28 protein-coding genes and 1 pseudogene are annotated in these 25433 nt (G+C 60.3%); 11 read left to right on the plus strand and 18 right to left on the minus strand.

The genetic code is table 11. The features are described 5' to 3' along the window. Positions 1-324: 324 nt before the first annotated feature. Positions 325-939, plus strand: a complete 615-nt coding sequence (locus WDX12_RS28210; protein WP_434722784.1) for a hypothetical protein — start codon at positions 325-327, stop codon at positions 937-939. A 17-nt stretch (positions 940-956) separates the two neighbouring features. On the opposite strand, the pseudogene WDX12_RS28215 reads toward WDX12_RS28210, so the two are convergent. Beyond that, positions 957-1918, minus strand: a pseudogene (locus WDX12_RS28215) (IS3 family transposase); the annotation flags it as partial. Positions 1919-2028: 110 nt separating this feature from the next. On the opposite strand from WDX12_RS28215, the gene WDX12_RS28220 reads away from it, so the two are divergent. Next, positions 2029-2502, plus strand: coding sequence for a hypothetical protein (locus WDX12_RS28220; RefSeq protein ID WP_434722785.1), 474 nt, complete (start codon positions 2029-2031; stop codon positions 2500-2502). 160 nt (positions 2503-2662) lie between these two features. On the opposite strand, the gene WDX12_RS28225 is transcribed toward WDX12_RS28220, so the two are convergent. From WDX12_RS28225 to WDX12_RS28235, 3 genes are all read right to left on the minus strand, one after another. Then, the gene (locus WDX12_RS28225; RefSeq protein WP_434722786.1) at positions 2663-4681 is read right to left on the minus strand and encodes a hydantoinase/oxoprolinase N-terminal domain-containing protein; all 2019 of its coding nucleotides are present in this window, start codon (positions 4679-4681) and stop codon (positions 2663-2665) included. After that, positions 4678-5019, minus strand: coding sequence for a ferredoxin FdxA (gene fdxA, locus WDX12_RS28230; RefSeq protein ID WP_434725720.1), 342 nt, complete (start codon positions 5017-5019; stop codon positions 4678-4680). Before fdxA ends, WDX12_RS28225 begins: the two co-directional genes overlap by 4 nt. Before the next feature lie 429 nt (positions 5020-5448). Next, a complete protein-coding gene (locus tag WDX12_RS28235; RefSeq protein WP_434722787.1) occupies positions 5449-6138 on the minus strand; it encodes a CBS domain-containing protein in 690 nt (229 codons plus the stop codon). Positions 6139-6516: 378 nt separating this feature from the next. Between WDX12_RS28235 and WDX12_RS28240 the strand changes: the two genes are divergently transcribed. The 4 genes from WDX12_RS28240 (at position 6517) to WDX12_RS28255 (ending at position 8624) form a co-directional block, all read left to right on the plus strand. Continuing rightward, complete coding sequence (locus WDX12_RS28240; protein WP_434722788.1) at positions 6517-6816, plus strand: XRE family transcriptional regulator; 300 nt, start codon at positions 6517-6519, stop codon at positions 6814-6816. Positions 6817-6916: 100 nt separating this feature from the next. Further along, entirely contained in the window at positions 6917-7123 is a 207-nt protein-coding gene (locus tag WDX12_RS28245; protein ID WP_434722789.1) for a hypothetical protein, read from the plus strand. Between the two features lie 179 nt (positions 7124-7302). Then, a complete protein-coding gene (rnk, locus tag WDX12_RS28250) occupies positions 7303-7899 on the plus strand; it encodes a nucleoside diphosphate kinase regulator (protein ID WP_434722790.1) in 597 nt (198 codons plus the stop codon). A 161-nt stretch (positions 7900-8060) separates the two neighbouring features. Next, entirely contained in the window at positions 8061-8624 is a 564-nt protein-coding gene (locus WDX12_RS28255) for a nucleoside-diphosphate kinase (RefSeq protein ID WP_434722791.1), read from the plus strand. Here WDX12_RS28255 and WDX12_RS28260 read toward each other — a convergent pair. Then, positions 8621-9178 (minus strand): DUF488 domain-containing protein, encoded by a 558-nt coding sequence (locus WDX12_RS28260; protein WP_434722792.1) that lies wholly within the window; start codon positions 9176-9178, stop codon positions 8621-8623. The two genes, WDX12_RS28255 and WDX12_RS28260, sit on opposite strands and share 4 nt — an antisense overlap. 60 nt (positions 9179-9238) lie before the next feature. Next, positions 9239-10078, minus strand: a complete 840-nt coding sequence (locus WDX12_RS28265; protein ID WP_434722793.1) for a LysR family transcriptional regulator — start codon at positions 10076-10078, stop codon at positions 9239-9241. 119 nt (positions 10079-10197) lie between these two features. Here WDX12_RS28265 and WDX12_RS28270 point away from each other — a divergent pair, with 119 nt between their 5' ends. The 3 genes from WDX12_RS28270 to WDX12_RS28280 all read left to right on the plus strand — a co-directional run bounded on the left by WDX12_RS28270 (position 10198) and on the right by WDX12_RS28280 (position 13218). Further along, entirely contained in the window at positions 10198-10857 is a 660-nt protein-coding gene (locus tag WDX12_RS28270; RefSeq protein ID WP_434725721.1) for a 5-formyltetrahydrofolate cyclo-ligase, read from the plus strand. Between the two features lie 100 nt (positions 10858-10957). Then, positions 10958-12553: a cytochrome c oxidase subunit I gene (gene ctaD, locus WDX12_RS28275; protein WP_434722794.1), complete on the plus strand. Its 1596-nt coding sequence runs from the start codon at positions 10958-10960 to the stop codon at positions 12551-12553. A gap of 35 nt (positions 12554-12588) precedes the next feature. After that, positions 12589-13218 (plus strand): Tim44/TimA family putative adaptor protein, encoded by a 630-nt coding sequence (locus WDX12_RS28280; protein WP_434722795.1) that lies wholly within the window; start codon positions 12589-12591, stop codon positions 13216-13218. A 118-nt stretch (positions 13219-13336) separates the two neighbouring features. Here WDX12_RS28280 and WDX12_RS28285 read toward each other — a convergent pair whose 3' ends face one another. The 9 genes from WDX12_RS28285 to WDX12_RS28325 all read right to left on the minus strand — a co-directional run bounded on the left by WDX12_RS28285 (position 13337) and on the right by WDX12_RS28325 (position 21233). Continuing rightward, positions 13337-14158 (minus strand): universal stress protein, encoded by an 822-nt coding sequence (locus tag WDX12_RS28285; protein ID WP_434722796.1) that lies wholly within the window; start codon positions 14156-14158, stop codon positions 13337-13339. Positions 14159-14348: 190 nt separating this feature from the next. Continuing rightward, positions 14349-14645 (minus strand): hypothetical protein, encoded by a 297-nt coding sequence (locus tag WDX12_RS28290; RefSeq protein WP_434722797.1) that lies wholly within the window; start codon positions 14643-14645, stop codon positions 14349-14351. Positions 14646-14726: 81 nt separating this feature from the next. Next, positions 14727-16256, minus strand: coding sequence for an FAD-dependent oxidoreductase (locus WDX12_RS28295; RefSeq protein ID WP_434722798.1), 1530 nt, complete (start codon positions 16254-16256; stop codon positions 14727-14729). A 405-nt stretch (positions 16257-16661) separates the two neighbouring features. Then, complete coding sequence (gene fsa, locus WDX12_RS28300; protein WP_434722799.1) at positions 16662-17318, minus strand: fructose-6-phosphate aldolase; 657 nt, start codon at positions 17316-17318, stop codon at positions 16662-16664. A 144-nt stretch (positions 17319-17462) separates the two neighbouring features. After that, positions 17463-17834: a DUF488 domain-containing protein gene (locus WDX12_RS28305; protein WP_140680944.1), complete on the minus strand. Its 372-nt coding sequence runs from the start codon at positions 17832-17834 to the stop codon at positions 17463-17465. Further along, on the minus strand, positions 17831-18040 hold the full coding sequence (locus WDX12_RS28310; protein WP_434722800.1) for a hypothetical protein: 210 nt from the start codon (positions 18038-18040) through the stop codon (positions 17831-17833). The genes WDX12_RS28305 and WDX12_RS28310 overlap by 4 nt, the downstream gene beginning before the upstream one ends. Before the next feature lie 37 nt (positions 18041-18077). Next, a complete protein-coding gene (locus tag WDX12_RS28315) occupies positions 18078-18536 on the minus strand; it encodes a c-type cytochrome (protein ID WP_434722801.1) in 459 nt (152 codons plus the stop codon). 54 nt (positions 18537-18590) lie between these two features. Then, entirely contained in the window at positions 18591-20360 is a 1770-nt protein-coding gene (locus WDX12_RS28320; protein WP_434722802.1) for a GMC family oxidoreductase, read from the minus strand. Positions 20361-20387: 27 nt separating this feature from the next. Beyond that, positions 20388-21233: a gluconate 2-dehydrogenase subunit 3 family protein gene (locus WDX12_RS28325; RefSeq protein ID WP_434722803.1), complete on the minus strand. Its 846-nt coding sequence runs from the start codon at positions 21231-21233 to the stop codon at positions 20388-20390. A gap of 104 nt (positions 21234-21337) precedes the next feature. Here WDX12_RS28325 and WDX12_RS28330 point away from each other — a divergent pair, with 104 nt between their 5' ends. After that, complete coding sequence (locus WDX12_RS28330) at positions 21338-22183, plus strand: LysR family transcriptional regulator (protein ID WP_434722804.1); 846 nt, start codon at positions 21338-21340, stop codon at positions 22181-22183. A gap of 11 nt (positions 22184-22194) precedes the next feature. Here WDX12_RS28330 and WDX12_RS28335 read toward each other — a convergent pair whose 3' ends face one another. The 3 genes from WDX12_RS28335 to WDX12_RS28345 all read right to left on the minus strand — a co-directional run bounded on the left by WDX12_RS28335 (position 22195) and on the right by WDX12_RS28345 (position 24061). Further along, entirely contained in the window at positions 22195-23016 is an 822-nt protein-coding gene (locus WDX12_RS28335; protein WP_434722805.1) for a sensor histidine kinase, read from the minus strand. A 113-nt stretch (positions 23017-23129) separates the two neighbouring features. Further along, complete coding sequence (locus tag WDX12_RS28340; RefSeq protein WP_434722806.1) at positions 23130-23651, minus strand: plastocyanin/azurin family copper-binding protein; 522 nt, start codon at positions 23649-23651, stop codon at positions 23130-23132. Then, positions 23648-24061, minus strand: a complete 414-nt coding sequence (locus WDX12_RS28345; protein ID WP_434722807.1) for a DUF5602 domain-containing protein — start codon at positions 24059-24061, stop codon at positions 23648-23650. The genes WDX12_RS28340 and WDX12_RS28345 overlap by 4 nt, the downstream gene beginning before the upstream one ends. Positions 24062-24659: 598 nt before the next feature. On the opposite strand from WDX12_RS28345, the gene WDX12_RS28350 reads away from it, so the two are divergent. After that, positions 24660-25166, plus strand: a complete 507-nt coding sequence (locus WDX12_RS28350; protein ID WP_434722808.1) for a PTS sugar transporter subunit IIA — start codon at positions 24660-24662, stop codon at positions 25164-25166. The last annotated feature ends 267 nt before the right edge of the window (positions 25167-25433 follow it).

Genomic DNA, 25433 nt, shown 5'->3' on the forward strand with positions numbered 1-25433 from the left:
CGCGATATCCTTAGCCGTTATGTCCCACGAAGTAAAAAAATTCATTCCCTGCCCCCTTCGTTGCCGCTAACCCCACATTGCTGTCACTTGGCGGCTTCTGCAATGGACCAGAACTCAGCGTGACGCGTTTGATCTCAATCGCGGCGAGAGGTCCGGCGGAGTCAGTGGAGGATTGCTTGTCGCGGCGCTGCCTGCACTTCGTCGGCTTTCGTGTCGACGGCATTGCAATAGTAGTTAAAAACCCGCCGGCAGCGATTGACTCCCGCAGTAGTTGGCAGATTCTGCCCCAGTTCTAAGATGGAGCGAGATTATGGGGACAGACGCATGGCAAGCCGCACGCGAACCGCAAAACCCGCCTCCACCACCTTCAACGAGGCCCGCACCGGCGCCGTCACGGCCGTCGGAAGTCAGGCAACCGCCAGCACCCTATCCGAATCCCAGACCGGGGAAGAAGAGATAACCCTAAACTGCCTCATGAACGCGCGTTATCACAGCGCGCGCGAGGCTTTTTTGGACGCGATACATCGTTGGTTTATGTTTGGCGTCATCATAAGCGGCGCTGGCGCAGTCTCAGCCCTGTTTGCCGGGGTTCCTTACGTGAACTTGGTTCTTGGCACGCTTGCTGCGGTCATCGGTGCAGCTGATCTAGCGTTCGACTTGTCAAACAGAGCACGCACACACTCGCTTATGAAGCGGCGCTATTTTGAACTGCTTTCTGATCTTCGTGATGGGCAGAAGACCGTAGCCCAGGCGGAAGCCTGTGCGCATAGGTTTAGCGCTGACGAAGAGCCGGCGTATCAAGCTCTGCTAATGGGGTCCTGGAACGCGGCGCAACAAATGGTCTATGGGAACGAGGCAGAACTTCTAAGCATTCCCCGAGCGCACCGCTGGCTGCAAAACTTTTGGCGCTATGAAGGCACGGAATACCAAAATCGATGAGAGCCGCCAGGAGCGTGCCTGTAGACCTTGCGGGCTGTCCGCTCTGTTTTCAGCGACGAGAAGAAGCTCTCCATCGCAGCATTGTCCCAGACGTTGCCCGACCGGCTCATCGAGCAGGTGATGCCGTGATCGGCCATCAGCCGCTGGAACTGCTCGCTCGTATATTGGGCGGCCTTGGTCGCTGTGGTGCAGCAGGCTGTCGGGCCGACCTCTGCGCCAGATCGCCATGAGCAGCGCGTCGGTGACGAGCTGCGCCGTCATCTCCGCCTTCATCGCCCAGCCGACGATGCGCCTGGAGAACAGGTCGACGACGGCCGCAACGTAAAGCCAACCTTCAGCGGTCCAGATGTAGGTGAAGTCGGCGATCCACTTCTGGTTCGGGGCCGATGCCTCGAAGGCGCGGTCAAGGAGATTGTCCGACACTGCCGCTCGCTCGCCCATGTCCTTCGGCAGTCCGCGGCGCCGAGGCGCCGAGGCCGGGCCCGCAGAGCATTCTGACGCATGAGCCTCTCGACGCGATGCAGGCCACAGGAGAGACCCTCAGCCAGCACGTCATGCCAGACGCGCCTGGCGCCATAGGTTCGGTCGCTGCTCTTGAAGCTGCGATCAATCGCCGTCACCAGAACCTCGTCGTGCCAGGAGCGAGCGCTGGGACTGCGATTAAACCAGGCATGGAAGCCTGAGCGGGACACATCCAGCGCGTCGCACAGCCATGCCACCGGCCAGATGTTCCGGTGCCTCGCGATGAAAGCGAACCTCATGTCACTTCCCTCGCGAAGTAGGCTGCGGCCTTTTTTAGGATGTCGCGCTCCGCCTTCAGCTTAGCGACTTCCTTGCGCAGCCGGTCAATCTCGAGCTGCTCCGGCTTCATCTGCCCATGGCCGGGAAACGCATGCTGCGGATCCGTCGACAGATCGCGCACCCATTTGCACAGCACGTTCTCGTGGACATCGAGGTCGCGGGCAGCCTGGGCCACCGCAGCGCGACAGAGCAGCGTCGGCGGTGGAGCGGAGGTCAGGCGACCTCGTCATTGGTGAGTCCAGAGCGTCTCTGCTTCAATTGACAGTCTTGGAGTCGAGGGGGGCGACAATGGTTGAAGTGTTCCAGAAAGGGAGTGGGAAACTCGAACACGAGGGGTCCGCGCTCGGAAGAATCCATGCACAGGCAAATCACCGCAAAGCGTTGGGGTACTGGCTCGGGTTCTTGAAGGGCGTTATGGCCAGCGAGCGGGTCGAGCGAGCGGAGATGCCGCCCCTCAGGGTCGAAGCTGAGCAGTTCCTGTCCCTTCTTCACGACAATGATGCTGCCGAGCTCATCCGTGATCTCGACATGTGGAGTGGCGCGCCCGATGAGGTCTACGCCGTCCTTGAAACAATAATCGGCATACGCTCACGGGAGTTTGCCGCCGCCAACGACAAGGACGAAGTCAACGAGTTCTACGGGTTCTGTGCCGGAATCGCCTGCTACAACTCCATCACACCCGCAGAGGTCGAAAAACTGCTGTCCAGGTTGGATTCGAGTGCGATCCTGCAGAAGGATAGCCGCGTGGCGTCTCTCGGATAGCCGCCATTTCTTGGACCGGGTCCACCAAAGGTCAACTATCGTCAGAATCATCGTGTTTGCGCCGTTCCTCTTATAGGAATGGCCCTATGGAACAGAAGCCTGGTCGCCGTGCACCGTGCTGCTCGCCAACCGCTGAGAGCGATCCGGCTCTTAAGAGGCATCACGAAGCGATGCGCGGCCGCCCAGTGGCGGTCGCAACGACTATGGCTTCGACGAAACTGCGTTCGCCCTCGATCGTCGCCGCCTTGATCTGCCGTGCGGTCTCGATCCGGACTTGATTTGTCCCGGCACGCTCGGCAAGGCTTGCCGCCAGGACGCGGACATGGGCCTCGGCGGCGGCCATCGCTTCGTCCTCGGTGTCGAAGTCGTCCAGCCGCTCGCCGGAATTCAGGCGGAAAAGCCCGATCTCCGGCTGGCTGACGCGAGCCTCCGCCGATATGCGCACCTGCCCGACGACCGCGCCCAGCGCATTCGCCACGTCGGCGTGTTCGGCGATATGGCAGTCATTGCCGATCAAGAGTGGGAGGCCGGCATAGTGGAGCGACGCGGAGGCCCCGAGCCCGATCACCGGCCTGTCGAGTTCGATCGAAAGCCGCGCCATTCCACCGCGCTGGCGAACCGCCCTCTGGACCAGCGGATTGGCAACGGAAACGCCGCCATCGAGCCCATCCTCGGCAAAGACCGTTTCCAGAACGGCCTCGGCCGAACGCCGCGTGACGCAAGCGAGAACCATCTCGGAAAATGCCGCCGCATCTTTCGCGATCTGATGCCCCTGGCCATCGCGCCTGCGTGCAAACAACTCGGCGCCCAATCGGGCCGCGACAGGATCCCAGTTGGCCTGCCGGCCAAGCACGTGAGCGGCGTCGGATGGTGTGAAGCCCGCGACATGCACCAGGCCGCGTGCGACCAGGCGATTGAGCGTCGCTACCTGTGAGGTCGACATAAGCAGTTCATCGAGCGCCGCGGGCATAGCGGAGATATTGGCATAGAGCCTCGCCTCGGTGATCGTCAGGCCGGCAGCGAGGCGATCCGGAACCCCCGTGCGCAAGGCAAAGCGACCATCCAGTCGGCCGGTGATGGGTTTGAGCAATTGGCGCTGCAGATGCTTGGCCACCGCATCGCCATGCTCCACGGCAGCCAGCGCCAGCGGCACGAGCCTGCGCGGCCCAAGCACGACCGCCGAAGTCAGCGACCGCTCGTGAAGCGAAACTTCCGAGTCTCCCCCGAGGCCGAAGGTACGCATCGCGACCGCCTCGACCATTGTGCGCTGGCCGCCAACCGTGGCGCCTTCGGGATCGAGCCGCAGGCGGCCACCTTCCAGAACGGCGATATCCGTGGTCGTGCCGCCGATGTCGGAAATCACCGCATCGTCGAGGTCCGTCAGATACCGGGCTCCTCCCAGGCTGGCAGCGGGTCCGGAGAGAATGGTTTCGATCGGCCGGGCAAGGGCAAATTTCGTGGTGACCAACGTGCCGTCGCCGCGCACCATCATCAGCGGCGCAGCGATGCCGCGCTTTTCGAGGAAGCCTTCGGTGGCATCGATAAGCCGGGCGATCATGGAGATGAGGCGCGCGTTGAGAAGCGTCGTCAGCGCGCGTCGCGGCCCGCCGAGCTTGGACGACAGCTCATGCGAGCAGGTTACCGGAAGTCCGCTACGCTCCTGGATGAGCTCGCGGGCCGCGATCTCGTGTTCGGGATTGCGAACCGCGAAATAGGACGCCACGGCGACGCCTGAAACGGTATCGGCAAGTACAGGCAGTTCCTGCGCCAGGGCGTCCAGCGCAACGGGGCGCGGATCGCCGTGGACGTCATGCCCGCCTGGGCAAAAGATAACCGGATCGGAACCCAATGCCTTCGCCAATCCGCTCCGCGCAAGATCGTCTTCGGCGAAACCGATCATCACCAGCGCGACCCGGCCGCCCTGTCCTTCGATCAGTGCGTTGGTGGCAAGCGTCGTCGACATCGACACCAGCTTGATCGCCGCGGGGGAAATGGCAGCTTCGCCAAGGACCGCATCGACGGCGCCGGCGATACCTTCGGCGAGGTCGTGCCGGGTCGTCAGCGACTTGGCCTTGGCGACGATGCCCGAGGCTTCGGACCACAGGACGGCATCGGTGTAGGTGCCACCCGTATCGATGCCAAGATATAACGGGAAGGCCTGTCCGATGGCTGCGTTCATCCCTCCCCCCGCCCCGGATTTGAGGAGAAGTATCGAGGAAACTTGTCCGTTTCGCCGTCGAAATCTTTTGCATCCGCAGGCGGATCGCGCTTGACCGTGACGTTCGGCCACACCGACGCGTACTCCTCGTTCAACAACAGCCAATCCTGAAGATCGGGCGCGGTGTCGGGAAAGATTGCGTTGGCGGGACACTCAGGCTCGTAGACGCCGCAATCGATGCATTCGTCGGGATGTATGACGAGCATGTTCTCGCCCTCGTAGAAACAGTCGACGGGGCAGACCTCTACGCAGTCCATGTATTTGCATTTGATGCAGTTGTCGGTGACTACGAACGTCATGCGGTGCCTGTCGGCCATCGCTGGTCTGGACGGTAAAACAAAGCAAGCTTGAGGCTTTCGGCGATACGAACGGCCTTGCGCCAGAACAGGCCGGCTGTCTCGGCATCCAGCACCTCGGCGCAACTTTCGCCGAACAAAACGAGCCCAGCGATCGAAAAGCTCGACCTCCAAGCCTTCGATGCGTTGGTGGATCACGACAGGTTGGCCCTTGTAGCGCCCCGTGGTCAGCATCACCGAAGACCAGAAGTCGTACATCTTCTGCAAATGCGGCCCCCATTCGTCCCGGATAACGCGCTCGAAAATCGGACCGAGATCAGGATCGGCGCGGACCTTGTCGTAGAATAGGTCCACGAGTTGATGTATCTGCTGCTCGGAAACCGAGGTGATGTCCTTGACACCGATGCTCACTGGTTCGATCCTCGCCCTGCCTCAAACCATCGCGTAGGCAATGTCGAGGGGAACGCGGTGATCATCCACAGCCCGAACTCCGGCCGTATTCTCGGCTAGAACCAGCGATGCCTTCCGTTCCTGTTCCGACAGATAGCCACCCCATAAGGTGACCACCCCATTTGTCACGCTCACGTCGGCTGCTCCGATCGACGGCCACGCTTCGGACCGCAGGGCGCCGACGATTTCGCGCCTGATGCTGGCATCGTCGTGGAACGAGACCGGGCGAGGCCGGCTTTGCCTGGCGGATGCCAACGCACGCACCAGGTCTGCCCGGGCGACAACCCCCACGGCGCGTTCGCCGCTGACGACGAAGACGCGCCGAGTGCGATTGCCTTCAAGCAGCGCCGCGATTTCGTCGATCGGGGTGCACGGTGAAACGGTGATCACCTGCCTGGTCATGACATCGGTCACATGGGCGGAGTGCGACTTCAAGTAGTCCGCCGCGAGCGCCGTGTTACGGCCGAAGAGATGGAACCACCAGGAACGCCGCGGCGCGGCCGTCCCTATTTCCGCCCTGTGGACCAAGTCCTCCTCGCCTACGGTGCCAAGCATTACGCCCCGGTCGATCACCGCGACCGCGCTCAAACCGCGCGTGACAAGAAGGTCGCACGCTTCGTCCAGTGTGCTGTCCGGCCCGACCGCCACGACCGGTGACCTCATGATATCCATTGCAACCAGCATCCGTGCTCTGTCGGGAGGCCGAACGCCAGGCCACGAAAGTACCTGGTGGCTGTTGCTTTTGGACCTATCCATGGTCTGCGCGCCTCATCGCGTCTTTGCCAAGACTTCGCACTTTCCCGATTTGAACCGTCGGCGCTGACCGCCAGGCCGTGGCGAAAGCTTCCTCTCTTAGTTTATGCAACTCAAACGAAATTTATTGCGGCTTTAACGCAACTTTCTTGCATCAAAATTTTGTTTCCCGAGGACTGGCATCGACCCTTCCCTTTTGCGGACTCGATATCCATTCTGAGGAGTTGAGCCGCAGCGTGAGAGCATGATGGTTTTCAGCGACGGTTCCCGAAAGCGTGTGGAACGGGGGATCTTACGATGATCACTGGTGCCCAATGCCGCGCCGCTCGCGCACTGGTCGAATGGACCCGTGAAAAGCTCGCCAGCAATTCGAGTGTGGATGCGTTGGTCATCGAAGAGTTCGAGCGGCGTATCACCCTTCCGGACCAGGAAATCTGCGACACGCTCCAGACCACGCTCGAACAGGCAGGCGCTGTTTTCATTGCCGAGAACGGCGGCGGTATCGGCGTTCGCCTGAAGCTCAACCGCTCGGAGGTCAAAAGGATCGGCATCCTGGAGAATGAGGGCGGTATCGTTGGAACGGATGCCGTTCCATAAAGCTCAGGCCTCGGAGGTCGATCAATTCACGATCCCAGCCGCTCGACGGACAATTTCAGAATCCCGCGGTTGCTGACCAGGTGCAAGCTAGGAGAGGGTCATGAAGGTTGCGTGGGGTGATCTCACTGAGGAAGAGCAGACAGCGCTTAAGCGCATGAATCGCGGACCCTACCCGGCTCTATCGAAAGCATTGGCCGAACGCCTCATCTTCCTCGGGCTGGCGGAAGAGAGACCTCACGGGACCGGAATAAACAGAACTGGAAGAGAACTGGTGATAGACACCTTGCTCGGCGCTCGCTTCGAATAGCTCAATGCTCGCTCTGCCGAGGTGGTTGCCTTGACTTCCGGGATTACTTCCCCAACTATGTGCTTATGGACGCCGCTGCTAAAATTCTTTGCGATTTTCTTTTCCGGGTTTGCCCCATCGCGGGATCTTAACCCCCGGCTCGGCCGCCATGTGCCCCGAGCCGAGGGGCATGACTTCCATTGACATGGGGTGATCGGCAGGGCCAGCGCGCCCTCGCGCATCGCCGCTTCAAGCAAAATAACTTCCCCGAATTGGCCAGCTTCGCCGGCTTGATGGCGGTTGGCCACCTAAAAATTATGAGAATTCAAATGCTGCACAACACAAAAACCCGGCGTAAGCCGGCCATCCGGATCTCGCAGTCCGACCATGCGCGTTTATCAGCGCTTGCGAGCACGTTTGCCGCACGAAGCCCGGAAGCGTCTGACGAACTCCTTGTCGAACTCGAGCGTGCGCGCGTCGTCGGCGATGGCTGGGTCTCATCTGGCACTGTCCGGATGGGCTCGACAGTGACGTTCAAGCCCGACTCCGGCGATCGAAAAACGGTCACGCTGGTTTATCCGGGCGAAGCGGACATTTCTGCCGGCAAGGTTTCAATCCTGACGCCGATCGGCACGGCCCTGATCGGCCTATCGGCCGGACAGTCTATCATGTGGACGGCACGGGACGGACGCAGGCATGAACTGCTGGTGCTTGGTGTAAGCAAACCCAGCGCGGAGGAAGTCGATGGCGCCCGAAGCCTCGCCCCTCCGCCTCCAGCGGTCGCGGCGAGCCTCTAGACATGGGCATCTCCTTCCGTCTCCTCAATCACGCAGGCAATCTGATCGCGGGAGTCTGACCCCTGGGCCGGCCCCGTCCGGCGCAGGGGTATCTTTCCACATCACCCGATCAATTTGCTTGTTGCCGGATCGTCTCTGACCGCTCCGGCTGGAGACATTTCATGTCCACTACCGAGAGCTGCCAACTGACCACCAAAGACTACACCATTCTTGAGGTGGTAAGGGACCGTCATCCAATGCTCGATGAAACATTCTGGGTCATTCTCCGACGAAAGATTTCGAGCGCTGTTGTAATGTTTAGGGATGACATCCCGGCAAACGTCGTGACACTCAACAGCCGCGTGGCCTATCGGGTGAACGACGGCCCTGCCGAAACCCGCATCATCGCACATGACCAGATGCGCGGCCTGGTTGGCATGCTGTTGCCCATAACCAATCTGCGCGGCCTAGCGTTGCTCGGTCTGGCCGAGGGGCAGTCTATCTCCATTCCGACTGCGGACGGTCGCCTGGAGACACTGACCGTGCATGAAGTGGTCTATCAACCGGAAGCCGCAAGGCTCGAGAGGCTGAAGCTCGCGGGAGTTGTTGCGTCGGAACCGCGGCGGCCGAGCGAGCCGGGCCTGCGAGTCGTCCATCGTTCCGATGAACCGCGCGACAAACCTCGCAGCGAGGTTGCGGCGGCCTTCGACGCGGGATTCGACGACCCGGGTCCGCCGGCCGCCTAAGGAATCGGCCAGCTTAAGGGGCGTGAAGGCGGGTAGACAAGCGTTCCGTCGACCCTCGCCCTCGCGCCGTCGGTCAGTTTCGCGGGCTCGGCCTTGTTATGGCCCATCAGATGAAAAACGATTTGGCCGTGGCTGATCAGATAGTCGGCCACGATTCTGCGGTGACAGCGCCACCAGAGCGTTTCCGCGCACATGATGGCGCACCGCCGCCGCCTGCCGAGGGACACAAGCCTGCTCAAGCCGCTGGCAAATTCCGCGGACAAAGCATAGTCGGCGTAGTTGTGGAAGCTCTGGTTGATCCAGAATGCGTTTAGCGTTGGCGGAACGTCATGTGCCTTGCCGCGCAGGCCGCCAAGCTCGGCGAGGTACTCATATCCGATGCCGAATGCTGCCAGGCTTTCCGGAAGCGTCGCGCTGTTGAACTGCGGGTTCGCGCGCGATCGCCGGACGGTCCTTATGTCGACAACCAGCGCGACTTCTCCAACTCGCAGCAGGGCGACGAATTCGGCGATCGACCAGTTCGAGTGACCGACGGTGTAGAATGGATGAGGCATTTTCGGTCAATCCGTGACTATCATCCTAGCCCAAACTTGGTTCGCTTCTCGAAGGAACACTCATTTCACGACATGCTTGAGGCCGCGTAGCGCCTCCTGAATGTCGGTGCGCGTCTCGCTTGCTTCCGGATAGACAGCATAGGCCGGATAGGTGAATTCCGGCGCGCCCTCAACGACCTCCAACTGCCCCGCCTCGATATGAGGAGCTGCGGCGCCCCGGCGGAAATAGCCCATGCCGCCGGCGCGCAAGATATAGCTGAGCCCCAGCGGCCCCAGGCCAACCAGCAATCCAGGTTCTCCAAACGCGGTCGAACTTGCGTCGTGCTGTGCCGCGAACAGCGGTCCCCAATCCACGTAGACATAGTCTTTCGCACCAGTCGGTTCCTCGTTCCTGGTCCTCACGAGAACAAGCTGCTCTTCGACGAGCAACTCCACCTTGAACCCCGGCAAGAGCTTCGGCGCGTAAAGCACGGCGATGTCTAGAACACCCGTTCTGAGCTGGTCGAGAAGTTGGTCGGGCACCCCCACCTGGGCATGGATGGCGATCTCGGGCTTGGCCTTCTTCATCCAGACCAGCCAGTCGAGCAGCAGCGGGTTCCACAGACTGAGTTCGCCGCCGAGGGCAACGACGCTTGTCCGTCCCGACGGGATGGCAAGCTGATGGCGGGCACGCTCCCAGATTTGAACGAAAGACTGGGCAAAGCGCTCGAACTCGCGCCCGGACGGCGTCAACTGCGCGCCATTGCGGTTTCGGATGAAGAGCTGACGACCGAGCTCCTCCTCCAGGGTGCGTATACGCGCGCTCACAGTGGTCTGCGTGACATGAAGGCGATCCGCAGCCTTCAGGAAACTGCCCGAATGGACAATTTCAAGAAACGTGCGCGCGCGATCTATGTCCATTGGACACCTTCGATGAGTGCAATAATTTTGCATCCATACAGCATTTAATTCCGTTTGCCTTCCTGTTTCCTGCGGAGCACGTTTTAGCAAACGTGTGGGGCACGGATACGGAGCTGGCGATGGCCGAAGAGAGAGACCCCGACCTTGAAATCAATGAATACGCATCCCCGCCCTGCTACGCGCACGAGCTTTCATCCGAATATGGCGGACAAGCAGAGCCGGGAGATTCCTGGAGCTGCGTCCTGCGCTGGCGCAAGGCGGAACGGCAGAGGCTGATCGAGGAGCGCCTCGCCATCGACGCCGAAGAGAGGGGCGCCAAGTCAAACCGCATAGCTTCGCGTCTCGATCTTGCCATCGGCAAGGTCAGCGGACGCATCGTCAGCGGCTATTGGCCGTTCCGCGGGGAACCCGACCTTCGCAACTGGGCGATCACGGTCATCGAGCGCGGCGGCAGGATCGCACTTCCTGTCGTCATCAGGAAGGGCTGGCCCCTGGAATTCCGCATCTGGAGTCCGGGCGACCCGCTCGAGCGTGGCGTGTGGAACATCCTGGTCCCCTCACGCGGACCATCGGTCGTGCCGGATGTCGTGATCGCACCGGTGGTCGGTTTCGACAGTGCGAATTACCGCTTGGGATATGGCGGCGGCTTCTTTGACAGAACGCTCGCGGCGATGCCCAGGCGGCCGCTGTCCATCGGAGTGGGTTACGCCGGAAGCCGGCTCGAAACGATCCGTCCGCAGCCCCACGACATTGCGATGGACGCAATCGTCACGGACTGAAAACACGAAGCAGACAGCGCCTGGTTTCCCGGTCGCGGCGGCTACGGCCTCCATCGCGAACTATCAGGCTTGCCTGCGAATGAAAGGCAGGTAGAACACCATGTCGACCTCAGCGGTATCCACCGAAGACCACAAGCCCCGGTTTTTCGTCAGATGGCTGTACTCGACCAATCACAAGGATATCGGGACGCTCTATCTGATCTTCTCCATCTTGGCGGGGATTCTCGGCACCGCGCTTTCGGTCTTGGTCCGGATGGAGCTTCAGGAGCCCGGGCTGCAGATATTCAGCGACCCGATGACCTACAATGTCGTCGTCAGCTCCCACGGCCTCGTCATGATCTTCTTCGTGCTGATGCCGGCCCTGATCGGCGGCTTCGGCAACTGGATGGTGCCGATCATGATCGGCGCGCCGGACATGGCGTTCCCGCGCATGAACAACATCTCGTTCTGGCTGCTGGTGATGGCGTTCATCCTTTTCATAACCTCGATGTTCGTGCCGGGAGCGCCCGGCACCCTTGGCCATGGCGGCGGCTGGACGCTTTATCCGCCGCTTTCGACCTCCGGCCAGCCAGGTCCCGCGGTCGATCTCGTCATTCTTTCGATCCACCTTGCGGGAGCGTCATCAATCCTCGGCGCGATCAACTTCATCACGACCATCTTCAACATGCGCGCGCCGGGAATGACGATGCACAAGATGCCGCTGTTCGCCTGGTCGATGCTTGTGACGGCCTTCATGTTGCTGATGTCGCTGCCGGTGCTTGCCGGCGCGATCACGATGCTGCTCACGGACCGCAACTTCGGCACGACCTTCTTCGTGCCTGAAGGAGGAGGCGACCCGATCCTCTACCAGCACCTGTTCTGGTTCTTCGGTCATCCGGAGGTCTACATCATGATCCTGCCTGGTTTCGGCATCATCAGCCATGTCATCTCGACCTTCGCCAAAAAACCGATCTTCGGCTACATCGGCATGGCCTATGCGATGGTGGCGATCGGGATGATCGGCTTCGTCGTTTGGGCGCACCATATGTATACGACCGGCATCTCCGTCGACGCCCAGCGTTACTTCGCCTTCGCCTCGATGGTGATCGCCGTTCCGACAGGCGTGAAGGTGTTTTCGTGGCTGGCTACGATGTGGGGCGGGTCGATGGAATTCAAGACGCCTATGCTGTGGGCTCTTGGCTTCGTCCTGCTCTTCACCATTGGCGGCGTCACCGGGATCATGGTCGCCAGCCCCGGCATAGACCGCTCATTGCACGACACCTACTTCGTGATTGCTCACTTCCACTATGTGCTGTCTTTGGGAGCCGTCTTCGCCATCTTCGCGGGCTTCTATTACTGGTTCCCCAAGATGACCGGCTACATGTACAGCGAGACCTTGGGAAAGCTGCATTTCTGGGCGATGTTCATAGGCGTCAATCTCGTATTCTTCCCTCAGCATTTCCTCGGCATGGCCGGTATGCCGCGCCGCACCGCTGACTACCCTGAGGCCTTCGCGGACTGGAACTTCATCGCGTCGATCGGCTCCTATATCTCGACCGCCGGATTGATCGTCTTCTTCATTGCCGTCGCTGAAGCTTTCAGCCGCAAGCGCCCGGCCAGCGCCAATCCATGGGGCGCAGGGGCGACCACGCTTGAATGGCAGCTGCCCTCGCCGCCGCCATTCCATCAGTGGGAAAGGCTGCCCCGCATCCGCTGATATGTGCATCTTCGACAAGTCGATGGGTGAATGTCATGAGCGAGACCACAGACCCGAACAGCCAGATCCTTCTCGTTGCGATCCTTGCGCTTTATTGGGCAATGCTTGGGAGTTGGAGCCAGCTCCTCTCGCGCTGGAACGACGAGAGGGCCAAGCGAAACGCTGCGCCGCCGCAGCAAGACGTCAGTACCGAACATGCGTCCGGCGCGGACACGCCCCAGGATGCGCTTCGCAAGATCGACCCGGATTTCGACCTCGCAGCATTCCTGTCAGGCGCCAGGAGGGCCTATGAAGCCATCCTGCGGGCGTTTGCGGATAGTGACATCCAGACATTGCAGCGCCTTGTCGGACCGGAGGTGCTTGCCGCCTTCGAGCGAGAAATCATCGGGCGGCGGGATCGACGAGAAGTGCTGGAACTCACCTTCATAGGTACGGACGAAGCCAAGGTTGTCGACGCGTTCGTGGCGGATGGTACCGCGGAGATCGTCGTTCGGTACGTTTCCGAGGTGGTCAGCGCTACACGCTCTGCCGACAAAGCAATCGTCGCCGGCGATCCGCGGGAGATCGTCGAGATGATCGATACATGGACGTTCGCCTGTCAAACCCAGTCAAGGAAGCGGAACTGGATGTTGATCGCCACCGAGGGCGAACAACAACAAGCCTGAGTTCTTGCGATAGGTCTGGCCGGCAGGCTTGTCACGGCTAACGAGCAGCCAGCCCAGCGGGGCTGGGATGCGTTCGCGAAATCTGGGTGGGGATGCACTTCGCCATCAATGCCGGCGATCAGTTCGACATGAGCCGGTTCAGCCGATCAGCTTCAAGTAGCGAGCGGGTAGCGCCGCCGAAGATCCACTCCCTGAACCTGCTGTGGCCGTAGGCGCCGGATATGACGAGATCCGCGTTCATTGCGCCGACGACGTCGGCGATCGTTCCGCCATTGGATTTTTCCGGAAACACTTCCGCCTTGGCCTCTACGCCGTGCAGGTCCAGGAAGGCGACAACATCGTCGAGCCCGTTCCAGGTTTCATCGGTTGGACCGTCGTCGATCGTAATGATCCGAACCTCCTGAGCCAGCTGCAAAAAGGGCATGGCATCTAGAACCGCGCGCCTGGCTTCACGCGTGTCCTTCCATCCAACCAGAACCTTGTTGATGCGGAAATTCTCCTGGTTGGTCGACGCCACGAATACGGGCCGGCCGGCCTGAAGGATCAGATTGCCGAGGTCGGTGGAACGATAGGCGTTGCCGAAACTGGCGCCCTCCGGCGAGGCTGTGATGATGAGGTCGGCCAGCCGCGCCGATTCGATCAGCAAGCGGGTCGGATTGCCCACGGCCCCACGCCATTGCGTATGAACCGTTGCGCCAGCAATGCTTTCGAACTTCGCGTGGAGGTCCTCGAGCCGTCGCTTGATGTTCTTGCGCTGGCGCATCATGCTCTCCCCTTCAAAGGCCATTCCACCTTCCATTGCAACGGGCGGCGCGACGTCGGCAGCCGACAGACCTATCAGGCGCGCGTCGAAGCGCTGGGCGAGATCGACACCGAGCTTGACGACAGGTTCAACCATCCCGTCGATGTCGAGGTTGAGAACAATCGACCTGTATTCCATATCGGCTTTCCTTCCGTTGGCTGAGACAATGCCGGCTCGGCAAGCGGGAACGTCGACAGGTCACGTCGCGAGACCTGGTTCTCACAACGCGGCTATGGCCGGAGGCCTGCCTCGTACGTTCCTGTAAACTCGATAAAGACGATCGTTGCGGTGAAGCGTATGCCGGCCGGCGCGATCGTTACGTCCCCGCCTACTCGAACATAATCCGAGCGGTGCCTCTTTTTGCGATCAAGGCTCTGCGAACTTCCTGAACCCGTTCAGCCTGTTGTTTGGTATAGGGGCCCATCGGCCGCGTCTTTTCATTGCCGCGACGAACCTGGCAGTACCAGCGACCGCTGTCGGAGAAGATTTCGACCGACGTCGGCATCTGATGGGCCTCTTGTCCGGCAACCTCCTTGGCGAACTCGACGATCTTTGAATGATGCTGAGTGGGCGCAATGATTTGCAAATCCCTGGCAACGTTGAATTCCTGTTGCAATGCGGACATAGATCGGTCTCCTTTGTGTCACGGCGACATACTCGGCTGCGTCATTCTCGAGGCGCTCCCGTCCGTGCTCGAGAGCGCGTTCTAGCTTGCCGTTTGGTGCTCCATTTCCAACTCGGCCTCCAGACTTTCCAGGTCGCGGAAGATCGAGGCGACAGCGAGCGTGCGCCCCTCCCGTTTGAATCGGAGCAGGCAATCCCTGGCCGCGACGTCTCCATCGACCGAGATCTCGTCCCATCGCTCGGCATGGCCGACATAGTTGATGGGCACGTCGTAATGCTGGCTCCAGAAGAACGGCACCGCGGTGAATCTCTCGCGGTGGCCGAGCATGTTGAGCGCCGCAGTTCGCCCCTGTCTCTCCGCAACCACCCAATGCTCGACCCGAATGTTCTCGCCACTGTGGGGATCGGGCCACCGGGCGATGTCGCCGGCCGCGAATATCCCGGGCGCGCTCGTTTCCAGAAATGGGTTCACCGCCACACCGCGATCGAGGCTGAGCCCGGCCTTTTCGGCGAGCCCGATCCGCGGTCGCACGCCGACCCCGGCCACGACGAAATCCGCCGCCAATGTCCCGCCACTGTTGAGCTTCAGCTTGCTGCCGTCGATGCTGGCAGCGGTATCCTGGAGATGGAATACGACACCATTCTCCTCATGGAGGGTGCGGATGAAATCGCCCATCTGCGGACCCAGGACACGCTCCATTGGCCGTCTGTCCGGAGCCACGACATGGACGTCGAGGCCGCGCGAACGCAGGGCCGCCGCAACCTCCAAGCCGATGAAACTGGCGCCGAGCACGACGCAGCGCCGCGCGTTCGCGGCCCGCTCGATGATCGCCTTGCAGTCCGCGAACGAGCGCAGCGTGTGAACACGAGATTGGTCGGTGCCAGGGACGGCAAGGCGAACCGGTTCAGCCCCCGTGGCAAGCAGCAGGCTGTCGTAAGGAATCCTGCCGCCATCCGAGAGGAGGACCTCGCGGGAATGCAGGTCGATGCGGTCGACCTTCGTATCGAGACGCAGGTCGATGCCGTTTTTTGAATAGAACTTCTCGCCGCGCAGCGGAATCCAATCCTCCGGCGCCTTGCCGGCGAGATAGTCCTTCGAGAGATTCGGTCTGTCGACGGGCGGCGTCTGGTCATCGCTGATCATGACGATGCTGCCCTGGTATTGCTCGCGGCGCAGTGTCTCGGCGGCAGCGAAACCGGCCGCGCCACCGCCGACAACGACAATTCTTTCGGGAGCCGTACCGCCACCTCGCGCCATGGGTGCCGTTCGCGGGCGCTTTCCCATTACGAATATCTTGTCTTCTCGCTGTTCCACCGACCAGCAGGCGAGCGGGTTGAAAGCGGGCGCGCGCAGGGCCTCGCCCGTGCGCAGGTCGAAGCACGCGTGATGCCACGGACACCGAACCGTGTCTTCTGCTACCAGACCGTCGACGAGTGGCCCGCCGTAATGCGTGCATGTCGCGCTGACCGCGAATACCTCGGTCCCGCGGCGCACCAGCAGCACCTGCTCGTCGCCGCAATGGCCGACGAGCTTGCCGCCATCCTCAAGATCGGCGATCGCGATGCCCTGAACCAGATCCGGACCGTTTGCTTTCGAATGGCTCTCAGCCATTTTCGCCTCCATTGGCGATCCTCAGCCTAAAATCGTTAGCTGGGGCCGCAATAGACTTCGCAAGCCCGGAACATGTTCCGTCCAGGCGCGCGCCTTCAGATTCTCGATTTCTTTTTCACCAGAGCTCCCGACCAAAGCGAAACCGCTACGTCCCCAGTCTCCCGCCATCTAGGACCTCATGCAAACGAATTTAATGAGCAATTGGATGCATTTTTTGTGTTAGATTCCAAGACCATGCGCTCGACGGGCTGATGGGCATCTCGGCGGGTTCGGAGCCGGCGCGGGAAGATGAACTGCCAACCAGTTTGACGCGACGGTGTCATCCCAGAGCATCTGCTCCTCGACCAATTCGTCCATTTGGCTGCTAACGGCTTCGGCCATTTCCGACAGCCGGCCTGGGCAACCTTAAAGGATCGCTTGCCCCGTCTTGCCCCAGTCCGCGAGAAAGGACGCCAGACCCTTGTCGGTGAGCGGGTGTTTGGCAAGGCCTCGAAGTACTGCCGGGGGGATGGTGGCAATATCGGCGCCTGCGATTGCCGCCTCTTTGACGTGGAGTGGGGTGCGAATTGAAGACGCCAGGATTTCCGTCGTGAAGGATTCGTCATTGTCGTAGATCGCGCGGATTTCCCGGACCACTTCCATGCCGTCCAATCCGATATCGTCGAGCCTGCCGACGAACGGCGAAATAAACGTCGCGCCAGCCTTGGCCGCAAGCAATGCCTGGTTTGCTGAAAAGCACAGCGTGACATTGACCTTGTGGCCGAGGTGAGCGAGCACCCTGCAAGCTCTGAACCCATCCCAGGTGGATGGCACCTTGACGGCCACGTTCGTGGCGATGCCCGCCAAACGCTCTCCTTCGGCGATCATGCCGTCGAAGTCGGTCGCGGTGACTTCCGCTGAAACCGGGCCTTCGATCGTCCCGCAAATCTCCTTGATCACATCCCTGATCGGTCGACCGGTCTTTGAGATGAGCGATGGGTTCGTGGTCACCCCGTCGACAAATCCAGCCGCAGCAAGGTCGCGAATTTCAGATACATCTGCTGTATCGACAAAGAATTTCATTGTGCTTCTCCTCGACGTGAACGTGCCCTCGATGCTTGGATGAGGTTTCCTTCAGTTTGGTTCCAGAAAAGTGTTGTTGGGGCCCGCTGTCGTGGTCACACGCCCAATGTCATCGATGGCAAAGGCAACGCGGCGCGACGTTTCTTATCGATGTCCCAGCAAAATCTCTCGCAGGACGACGGCGTCGTTGTGGGCCTCGTCGTGAGCCGAGTAGACGAGCGTGACGGCGCCCTGCAGTATCAGGTCACGCAGCCGGTCGAGCTCGTCGCGGTGCGCGTGGATTTCCGCCGCATATCGCCGACGGAATTCCTCCCAGCGGGCAGGATCGTGTCCGAACCATTTCCGAAGCTCGGTGCTTGGCGCGAGTTCTTTGATCCAGCAGTCGATGGCGGCGTCGGTCTTCTTGACCCCGCGCGGCCAAAGCCGGTCAATCAGCACCCGCGTGCCATCGTCGGCGGCAGGACTCTCATATGCCCGCTTCAGTTTCACTCTCTCGTCGAAGACTTTTCCGCTCATCCGTCCGCCTCCTTTTCGCTGACGGCATCGAGAAGCCCGGAGAACTCCTTTCGAAGGATCATCTCGTCGGCCTGATCGGATACGATCACGAAGATGCTGCCGCGATATCGCTCGATCCAGTGATGGCCGGTTCCATGGCTTCGCAGGTAGTCACCGATCTGATGAACCGTGGAATACCCCAGGCCTCGATGCAGCAGGAACTTCATAAGGTTTGCTTGCAAGCTGGGACAGGTCGTCCCTGATTCAGGGGGAGGCCTTCTGTCCTTGAGCGTTGAACTGTTTCAGGTAGGCGATCACATCGGCGATCTCCTGGTCCTTGCTGAGACCGGCGAATGTCATCTTTGTGCCTGGCACCAGCTTGCGCGGCGCGTGCAGATAGGTCGTCAGCGTCGGTTTATCCCAGGTCAGGCCCGAATTCTTGTTCGCCTCGGAATAGTTGTAACCCGGGTAGGTGCCCGCCGCACGGCCGACGACGCCATTCAATACGGGCCCTACTCCGTTCTTGGCATCGGGGCCGACCGCATGGCAGGCCATGCATCTCTTGAAGACGGAGGCGCCGGCTTCAGCGTTACCACCGGATGTATCTTGCGCCTGGGCAGTGCTGACTGCTGTGATAACCGCGGTCGTCAATGCAAGAATGGTCGATTTCATGTTGGCTGCTTTCAGTGCGGTCTGGTTTCCCGCCAGGTCCCTGTCGGGCATATGGGGGGTCGAAGGGCCTGCCGAACCCGAACCGAGGATCCGGCAGGCGCTGCGTCAAGCATCCACCAGGGGACCCGGATCCTTTAGGTACTGGTTCTTGATCGCGTCCACCGCCCAGTAGGCAAGAGCACCTACCGGTCCGGTGGGGTTCTTCCCAGCGTTCTGGGGAAACACGCAAGCGCCGGTGACGAACACGTTCGGCACATCCCACACCTGAAGATACTTGTTCAGGACGCTGGTGCTCGGATCGGCTCCGAACACCGCGCCGCCTGTGTTGTGCGTGCTCTGATAAGGCACGATCGAATAGGGCACTGGCGGAATGCTCCGGTCGACCCTGCTCGCGCCCATCTCCTTGGCGATCTTCACGCAGATATCGGCCTGACCGTTCATCTGCTTTACCTCGTTGTCCTGGAAATCGAACGTCATTCTCATTAGCGGACGTCCAAAGACGTCCGTATAGGTCGGATCGAGGCTCAGATAGTTCTGCCGGTAGGCCATCACCGCGCCCTGATTGCCAACGTTGGCCGCGTGGTCATAGTTGTCGACCACCGCCTTCTTCCAGTCCGAGCCCCAGCGCGGCGTGCCGTGGGGAGTCGGATGCGACTGGATAGGCCGGGCGCCCGAGTTGCTGCAGCTGATGCCGCCGCCGCCGATGTAGCCGGCCTTCACGAAGTCGTAGTTGTCGCCGTTGAAATCATCCATGCAGGTGCCGAGCGCGCCGGCGCCCATGAAGCGGTTCAGGATGGTCTTGTTGTCGAAGAAAGCGGTGGCCCCGCCGCCGCACTGGTAGGCATAGTTGCGGCCGACCGCGCCCTTCCCCGTTGCGGGGTCGTAGGGCACGCCAATCCCCGACTGCAGCAGCAGGTTGACGTTGCCGAGCGCATAGGCCGACAAAATGATCAGGTCGGCAGGCTGCTCGAATTCGCGACCGCGAGCGTCGAGATAGGTGACGCTGACCGCCTTCTTGCGGGTCGAGTCGAGATTGACCTTCAGCACGATCGAATTCGTGCGCAGTTCGAAATTCGGATTCTTCAGCGCCAGCGGAATGACGGTGAAATGCGGGCTTGCCTTGGCATTCGCCTCGCAACCGAAACGTTCGCAAAAGCCGCAATAGTGGCACTGGCCGAAGGCCACGCCATCGGGATTGACATAGTCCCGTGACGCGTTCGACGACGGGTTGGGGAACGGGTGGTAGCCGAGGTTGCGGGCCGCCTTCTCGAACATCACCATGCTCTGCGCCGCAGTCATCGGGGGGTTCGGGTACTCGCTCTTGCGCGATCCTTCGAAAATGTTGCCGCCGTCGATCTTCCTGCCGTTGAGATTGCCGGCCTTGCCGGAGGTGCCGCAGGTCTTTTCGAACTTCTCGTAGTAGGGTTCGAGATCGTCGTAGGTGATCGGCCAGTCCTGAAGGTGCATGTCCGAAGGGATGATCTTTTCGCCGTACTTGTCGACCGTCCGGGTGCGCGCTTGGTGATCCCATTCGAGCCAGCGCCAAGTCACTCCGTTCCAGTGCACGCCGGCGCCGCCGACGCCCTGGCCGGGCAGGAAGGAGCCGAGTTGACGCATGGGTAGCGCCGTTTGCGATTCACCATTGCGGAATGTGATGGTTTCCCTCCGCACGTTCTGCATGAGGTCGTAGCGGGCCGCGTAGCGCAATTCGTCATGGATTTCAGGATCGATGAAGTCCGGATTGGTGTCGCGCGGCCCTCCCCGCTCGAGGGCGACGATCTTCAGCTTGGTGGCCGCAAGCTCCTTGGCAATGATGCCGCCTGTCCACCCAAGGCCGACAATCAGGACGTCGACCGCGTTCAATTTGGTGGCCATGTCAAAGTCTCCTTCTTCTTGCGCCGGTCAAATGAGGTCCTGGATGCCCTTCGGTTCAGCCTTGTAGGGCTTGTTCCGGAACGGCTCGATCTTGTCCGCGTACATGGCGTCCGCGCCGGGGAAGCCGATCATCTTCCAGGCAGCCGCCTCCTTGTTCCCGCCGTACATTGGGTCCGCGAAATAGCCCTCGATCGTGAGCTGCAGGAGGAGCCCAAAGAAGGTTGCGGTCGGCACCGTTGGAAGCTCGGTCTTCTTGGCGTCAAGGTCGGCCATAACCGCGGCGCGGTCCTTTGCCGAAAGGGCCGCAAAGTTGCTCTTGTGGCTTTTCTGCACAACGGCATTGACGTCGGCGATGCCCGCCCGGATCAGTTCCGAGGGGGTCATCGGCAATTGATATCCCTGCTCGGGCGTACCCTCGCCGAACGGCCCTTCCAGATAAAGCCGGTCGCCCTTGCCATATCCGCTGGCCATCTGCCGGTCGATGTAGGTCGCTACGCCAAGCTCCTTGGCTCCGGGACCGGTTGCATCATTTGGAATGAGCGTATCGACCGCGGCTTCGACGAAGGCGGATTCGTCGACATTGAAGAATTCGTAGCCACGGCCTCCGGCATGAGGTTCGGCGGCGGCGTGATGATGTTTCGTGTCTGTTGCGGCCGCTGCCATGATCTCGTCCGCCGATGCGGATCCGCCAAACGACAGGGTGCCTGCTGCCGCGCCGGCCGCGCCGAACAGTTTCAGAAAGTCACGACGTCCTACATCGGCTTGGTCGTTCTTCTCTTTCGTCGACATGATTTCTCCTGTGACACTGCAGGCAAAACGATAGGTGAGGATGGAGAGGGCTCGTGCCCGCTCCAACCCGGCGCTGCGCAGCATTCAGCGCGTTGCTTGATGGATTACCGAAGCCTAATGTTCTCGCTTGTTGTGTGGCAAACGAAATTCATTGACATTTAAGCGCAATTTTTATGCTATTAGCGCTCATGGATATTGAACTGGCCCGCACGTTTATTGAGATCGTTTCTACAGGGAGTTTCATCCGAGCTTCGGAACGCCTGAACGTCGCTCAGACGACCGTGAGCGCGCGAATCCGCAACCTTGAACAGCAACTAGGTCGACCGCTCTTCGTTCGGCATAAAGGCGGAGCTTCGCTCACTCCGGCAGGCGAGCAATTCCTGCGCCACGCCCCGATGTTCGTCCAACTATGGCAACGCACCCTTCACCAGGTTGCCGTGCCTCCAGGGCGCCGGGCCGTCCTGACGGTCGGCAGCGAAGTCAGCCTTGCGCAACCTCTTCTGCTCGACTGGGTCCGCTGGATGCGCCAATCGCTTCAGGATATCGCGCTGCGAGTGCACGTCGACGTGCCACAGGATCTGATCAACCAGGTTGCCTCGGGACTGGTCGACTTGGCTATCATGTACGCGCCCCCGCACAGACCGGGTTTGAAAATCGATCTGCTTTTGGAAGAAAAACTCGTCCTGGTGACTACCAATCCCGATGCCCGTGTCGTGGATGAATCATATGTTTATATGGATTGGGGGCCGGATTTTGGACTTCACCACGGGATGAATTTCCCGAGTGCTGCGCCGGATCTTTCCTTCGATCTCGGTCCGCTCGCCCTGAACTATGTTCTTGCGACAGGCGGCTCTGGATATTTCAGAATGAGCTCAGTGCAATCTCACATAGAAGCAGGCCGGCTTCATCTTGTGCCTGAAATGCCGCAATTCTCGTATCCGGTTTACGCGGTGCAATCGGCAAGTGCGGATGAGAGCGTGGTGGGTCCTGCGCTGGCAGGATTGCATTCCGTCGCACGCGACGAGAGCAGATAGCAGGAGCCTTGTTAGGGTTCCGCCTGGATTGACGGGAACAGCAGGTCGACCGTCGTTCCGATACCTTGCTCGCTTGCAATTCGGATCCGGCCACCCACCATATCCAGCCATGCCTGCACCTGCGACAGTCCTATCCCTGTGCCTTTTTCGCCCTTCGTCGTGAAGAAGGGATCGAAAACCTTCTGCAACACCTCCGGAGTCATGCCGCAACCGTGGTCCTCGACCCGAACGTAGGCGTAGCTTCCCGGCCCGGGCGGATCAGGTGAGGCGGTCGTCTGCACCAGTCGTCCGGTGGTGACCCGGACTTCGGAGTCATTTGAGACGGCATCGCGCGCGTTGATGACGAGGTTAAGCACGGCTGCATCGAAGAACGCGGGGTCGACCATGCAGAGCGGGACATCGGAACCGAGTTCGAGCTTGACCCTGACATCTGGTCCCGCGCCATACCTGAGGAAGGGCTCGAAAGATCTGAGGAACTCGTTCAGGTCGCCCGCATGGGCATCGAGTTCCTGATGTTTTGCGAAGGCGAGCAGTTGAGACGTTAGCTCGATCCCTCGATCGATTCCTTGCCGCGCCGCCTCGATGTAGGCCCGTACGCATTCGGGTTCGTCGGCTCGCCTTTCGGCAAGCCGCAGGCCGGATTCGATGACTGCTAGGAGGTTTCTGAAGTCATGGGCAATGCCGCCCGTCATCTCGCCCAGAGCTGCAAGCCGGTTCGTCGCACGCTCACGCTGTTGGGCTGCGGTCGGGGGCACGTCCATCGCATGAGCGCTGTCGTCCCGTGTCGCGTGGAACCGTGATTGAGGTTCGCCCGGGAAAATATTGGCTGTCATAACGATCGCCCCCAAATTGATCGACGCTGACGATGGCGAGGAATCTGGCGCTCCCGTTCCCATCGTCGTATTCAATTCTCCTTGTTGCTGGCGGTCGTGTGTCTCATGACAGCCTAAGCGGCCCGGACGATCCCTTTCGCCATGATTTCGTCGACTGTCGGAAACGCCTTGAGGGCCTCCTCCGGGAGGTCGCCATTGGCTCCGTCAAGTTGGGTCCAGCCGTTTGTCACGGGTTCGCCGACGATGATGCGGCCGACCATTCCGGCATGCTCGTGCGGAATGCAGAAATAGTCATAGACCCCCGGTTCGGTGAAGGCCACCGAAAAGGTCTCGTTGGGCAGGAGGTAGTCCGAGGCCCATGGTCTTGCGGCCTTGGGCATGCGCAGCGGCCGCCCGAAATTCTTCGGGCCGTACGCCGTGGTCGTGTGCGAGTTGCCAAGATTGAGGTTTGTCCAACGGACCGTCTGACCTGGCTTGATCAGAACGCCGATAGGATCGAACCAGACGTGCGAGCCATCGTCGCGACCCTTCATCGCGATGTCGACGATGTCGCCGGCCCACACGGCTAAAGACGAAAGCGCCAGGGCGGCGAAACCGCCGCCCGCGCCAAGGAACTCACGGCGCGTGAGTGTCATTTGGCGACCCGCGCCTCGTCGGTGGCAGAGACATGCCACAGCACGACGTGGACATGCGGTTCGGGAACGCCCGGGTGCCCGGCATTGTAGTAAACGTCGACATGGTCGACGTTGCCGCCCGGCGCCGCGAGGTTGTCAAAACGCTTGTCCGGATTGAGCTCCTTGATTGGAAGCATGTAGATGGTGCTGACAAGCTTGCCGTCGTGGTCATAGGCAAGGAACGGACCGGCCGGCAACGTCGCCGGATTGACGAAGAGCTGGCCCATGCCCGGGAGGAAGTCGGGCAATTTCACGAGTTTGCTGACCTGTTCGTAAGGAGCAGGCGGCGGCGATTTGGCGACGTCACTAGCCGCCATGGCGCAAAACGAACTGGCCATTGTCACGGCGACAGCGAGGGCAAGCTTTTTCATCACGGTACTCCTTGCTTGGGTGGAAGCCGTGCGACAGCAGACAATCTGGAAGGCCTAAAATCCGATCCCTATCGCGCTGGCACGGTCCGTTTGCCTCGTCCAAGCAAGGAGGAGGCGACCAGGTTCGTCAAACGAAATTAAATGGCGTTTCAGTGCATTATTTTTGCGTTTATCTGGTTCCTCTTGTTCGCACCCATGAATTCTCTCCAGTCACCCGACGGCGAAGATCGCAGACGCCCACTGGCAAAGGCTCGGGATTATTCGCGACAACTCGCGAACCGAGGCGGCACATGTCAAATGGTCGAAGGAATTATACCGGCGGCACCGAATAACTCTGAAGCGACCCGTCACTACTGGCGTCGCTTGATTCCAAAAAGATCTTCACTACATTTTTGTCGTTATGCATATTTTCACGCAAAATCTCCGACGATATCCACGGCGCCTCAAAGCAGGCCTTTAGCCCGGACACGAAAGACGTTGGCTTCGCGTCCGGGCTAGCCAGGATTCCAATTCAGTTCAAAGTGAACGTTGCCCTGCGTTGGCGGTGTGACTGAACCGTCGTTCGTGACTGCGTTTGGATCAATTAGAGGCGACTGTGATGATCCCCTATTTGTCGGAACAAGACATCTCGCTAGAGCTCGCGACAAAGGGAAAGCATTCCGCATTGACGAAAATAGCCGTCAGGATGGCGCGGAGAGCCGGACTTGACGAACAGATGGTTCTCGACAGCCTTTGGCGCAGCGAGGGCCTCGGCTCGACAGGTATCGGCTGCGGCGTTGCGATCCCACACTCCTTGTTCGACGCGATCTCTTCTCCCATGGCATCTTTCACTCGGCTGCATCCGCCTGTCGATTTCGGCGGGCCGGACGACGATCCCGTTGATATCGTCTATACGATGCTGTGGCCTCGCTCCGCCGTTTCCGCCTTCCTTCCCGCTCTTTCACAGGTTTGCCGGGTGCTTCGGACACCTCGCATCAGAGAGCGGTTGCGACTGGCGCATTCTGGTGCTGAGGTGATGGCGATACTTAATGCCGATCCAAGTCTGGGCATTTGGATTGGTCCGCGCCCTTGCCAAGCCGAGCCTGGCACTGTCGTGCCGGCGTAACTAAACGATGCTTAAACGCCATGATTGCCGATGAACGGCATTTTGCGGACTTGGCATTGGTTCGAGCTGATCTGTCCAACGCTCTTCCTTCACGGCAATGCGCCGTGAGCATAGCAAGCCAGCCACACGCCTACTGATTGAGATCCGGCAGTGCATTGCATTCTCGACAGCCTTTCTAAAACAAACATTGACAATATGTGTTTTAGTTGGAATGTTGAGCCGACCCGTCAGGATTGTCGTTAGAACGCAAACGCATCGACCTTGGTC

The organism is Mesorhizobium sp. RIZ17 (assembly GCF_051127865.1).
Lineage (GTDB): Bacteria > Pseudomonadota > Alphaproteobacteria > Rhizobiales > Rhizobiaceae > Mesorhizobium > Mesorhizobium humile.

Bases quoted from the DNA above. Each gene is read 5' to 3' on its own strand.
- WDX12_RS28220 (WP_434722785.1), top strand. From the start codon at position 2,029: ATGGTTGAAGTGTTCCAGAAAGGGAGTGGGAAACTCGAACACGAGGGG.
- WDX12_RS28255 (WP_434722791.1), top strand. From the start codon at position 8,061: ATGTCCACTACCGAGAGCTGCCAACTGACCACCAAAGACTACACCATT.
- ctaD (WP_434722794.1), top strand. From the start codon at position 10,958: ATGTCGACCTCAGCGGTATCCACCGAAGACCACAAGCCCCGGTTTTTC.
- WDX12_RS28315 (WP_434722801.1), bottom strand. From the start codon at position 18,536: ATGCCCGACAGGGACCTGGCGGGAAACCAGACCGCACTGAAAGCAGCC.
- WDX12_RS28280 (WP_434722795.1), top strand. From the start codon at position 12,589: ATGAGCGAGACCACAGACCCGAACAGCCAGATCCTTCTCGTTGCGATC.
- WDX12_RS28265 (WP_434722793.1), bottom strand. From the start codon at position 10,078: ATGGACATAGATCGCGCGCGCACGTTTCTTGAAATTGTCCATTCGGGC.
- WDX12_RS28305 (WP_140680944.1), bottom strand. From the start codon at position 17,834: ATGAGCGGAAAAGTCTTCGACGAGAGAGTGAAACTGAAGCGGGCATAT.
- WDX12_RS28330 (WP_434722804.1), top strand. From the start codon at position 21,338: ATGGATATTGAACTGGCCCGCACGTTTATTGAGATCGTTTCTACAGGG.
- WDX12_RS28320 (WP_434722802.1), bottom strand. From the start codon at position 20,360: ATGGCCACCAAATTGAACGCGGTCGACGTCCTGATTGTCGGCCTTGGG.
- fdxA (WP_434725720.1), bottom strand. From the start codon at position 5,019: ATGACGTTCGTAGTCACCGACAACTGCATCAAATGCAAATACATGGAC.
- WDX12_RS28295 (WP_434722798.1), bottom strand. From the start codon at position 16,256: ATGGCTGAGAGCCATTCGAAAGCAAACGGTCCGGATCTGGTTCAGGGC.
- WDX12_RS28310 (WP_434722800.1), bottom strand. From the start codon at position 18,040: ATGAAGTTCCTGCTGCATCGAGGCCTGGGGTATTCCACGGTTCATCAG.
- WDX12_RS28345 (WP_434722807.1), bottom strand. From the start codon at position 24,061: ATGAAAAAGCTTGCCCTCGCTGTCGCCGTGACAATGGCCAGTTCGTTT.
- WDX12_RS28260 (WP_434722792.1), bottom strand. From the start codon at position 9,178: ATGCCTCATCCATTCTACACCGTCGGTCACTCGAACTGGTCGATCGCC.
- WDX12_RS28325 (WP_434722803.1), bottom strand. From the start codon at position 21,233: ATGCTGCGCAGCGCCGGGTTGGAGCGGGCACGAGCCCTCTCCATCCTC.
- WDX12_RS28225 (WP_434722786.1), bottom strand. From the start codon at position 4,681: ATGAACGCAGCCATCGGACAGGCCTTCCCGTTATATCTTGGCATCGAT.
- WDX12_RS28290 (WP_434722797.1), bottom strand. From the start codon at position 14,645: ATGTCCGCATTGCAACAGGAATTCAACGTTGCCAGGGATTTGCAAATC.
- WDX12_RS28210 (WP_434722784.1), top strand. From the start codon at position 325: ATGGCAAGCCGCACGCGAACCGCAAAACCCGCCTCCACCACCTTCAAC.
- WDX12_RS28245 (WP_434722789.1), top strand. From the start codon at position 6,917: ATGAAGGTTGCGTGGGGTGATCTCACTGAGGAAGAGCAGACAGCGCTT.
- WDX12_RS28335 (WP_434722805.1), bottom strand. From the start codon at position 23,016: ATGACAGCCAATATTTTCCCGGGCGAACCTCAATCACGGTTCCACGCG.
- WDX12_RS28350 (WP_434722808.1), top strand. From the start codon at position 24,660: ATGATCCCCTATTTGTCGGAACAAGACATCTCGCTAGAGCTCGCGACA.
- WDX12_RS28235 (WP_434722787.1), bottom strand. From the start codon at position 6,138: ATGGATATCATGAGGTCACCGGTCGTGGCGGTCGGGCCGGACAGCACA.
- WDX12_RS28240 (WP_434722788.1), top strand. From the start codon at position 6,517: ATGATCACTGGTGCCCAATGCCGCGCCGCTCGCGCACTGGTCGAATGG.
- WDX12_RS28285 (WP_434722796.1), bottom strand. From the start codon at position 14,158: ATGGAATACAGGTCGATTGTTCTCAACCTCGACATCGACGGGATGGTT.
- WDX12_RS28270 (WP_434725721.1), top strand. From the start codon at position 10,198: ATGGCCGAAGAGAGAGACCCCGACCTTGAAATCAATGAATACGCATCC.
- WDX12_RS28340 (WP_434722806.1), bottom strand. From the start codon at position 23,651: ATGACACTCACGCGCCGTGAGTTCCTTGGCGCGGGCGGCGGTTTCGCC.
- fsa (WP_434722799.1), bottom strand. From the start codon at position 17,318: ATGAAATTCTTTGTCGATACAGCAGATGTATCTGAAATTCGCGACCTT.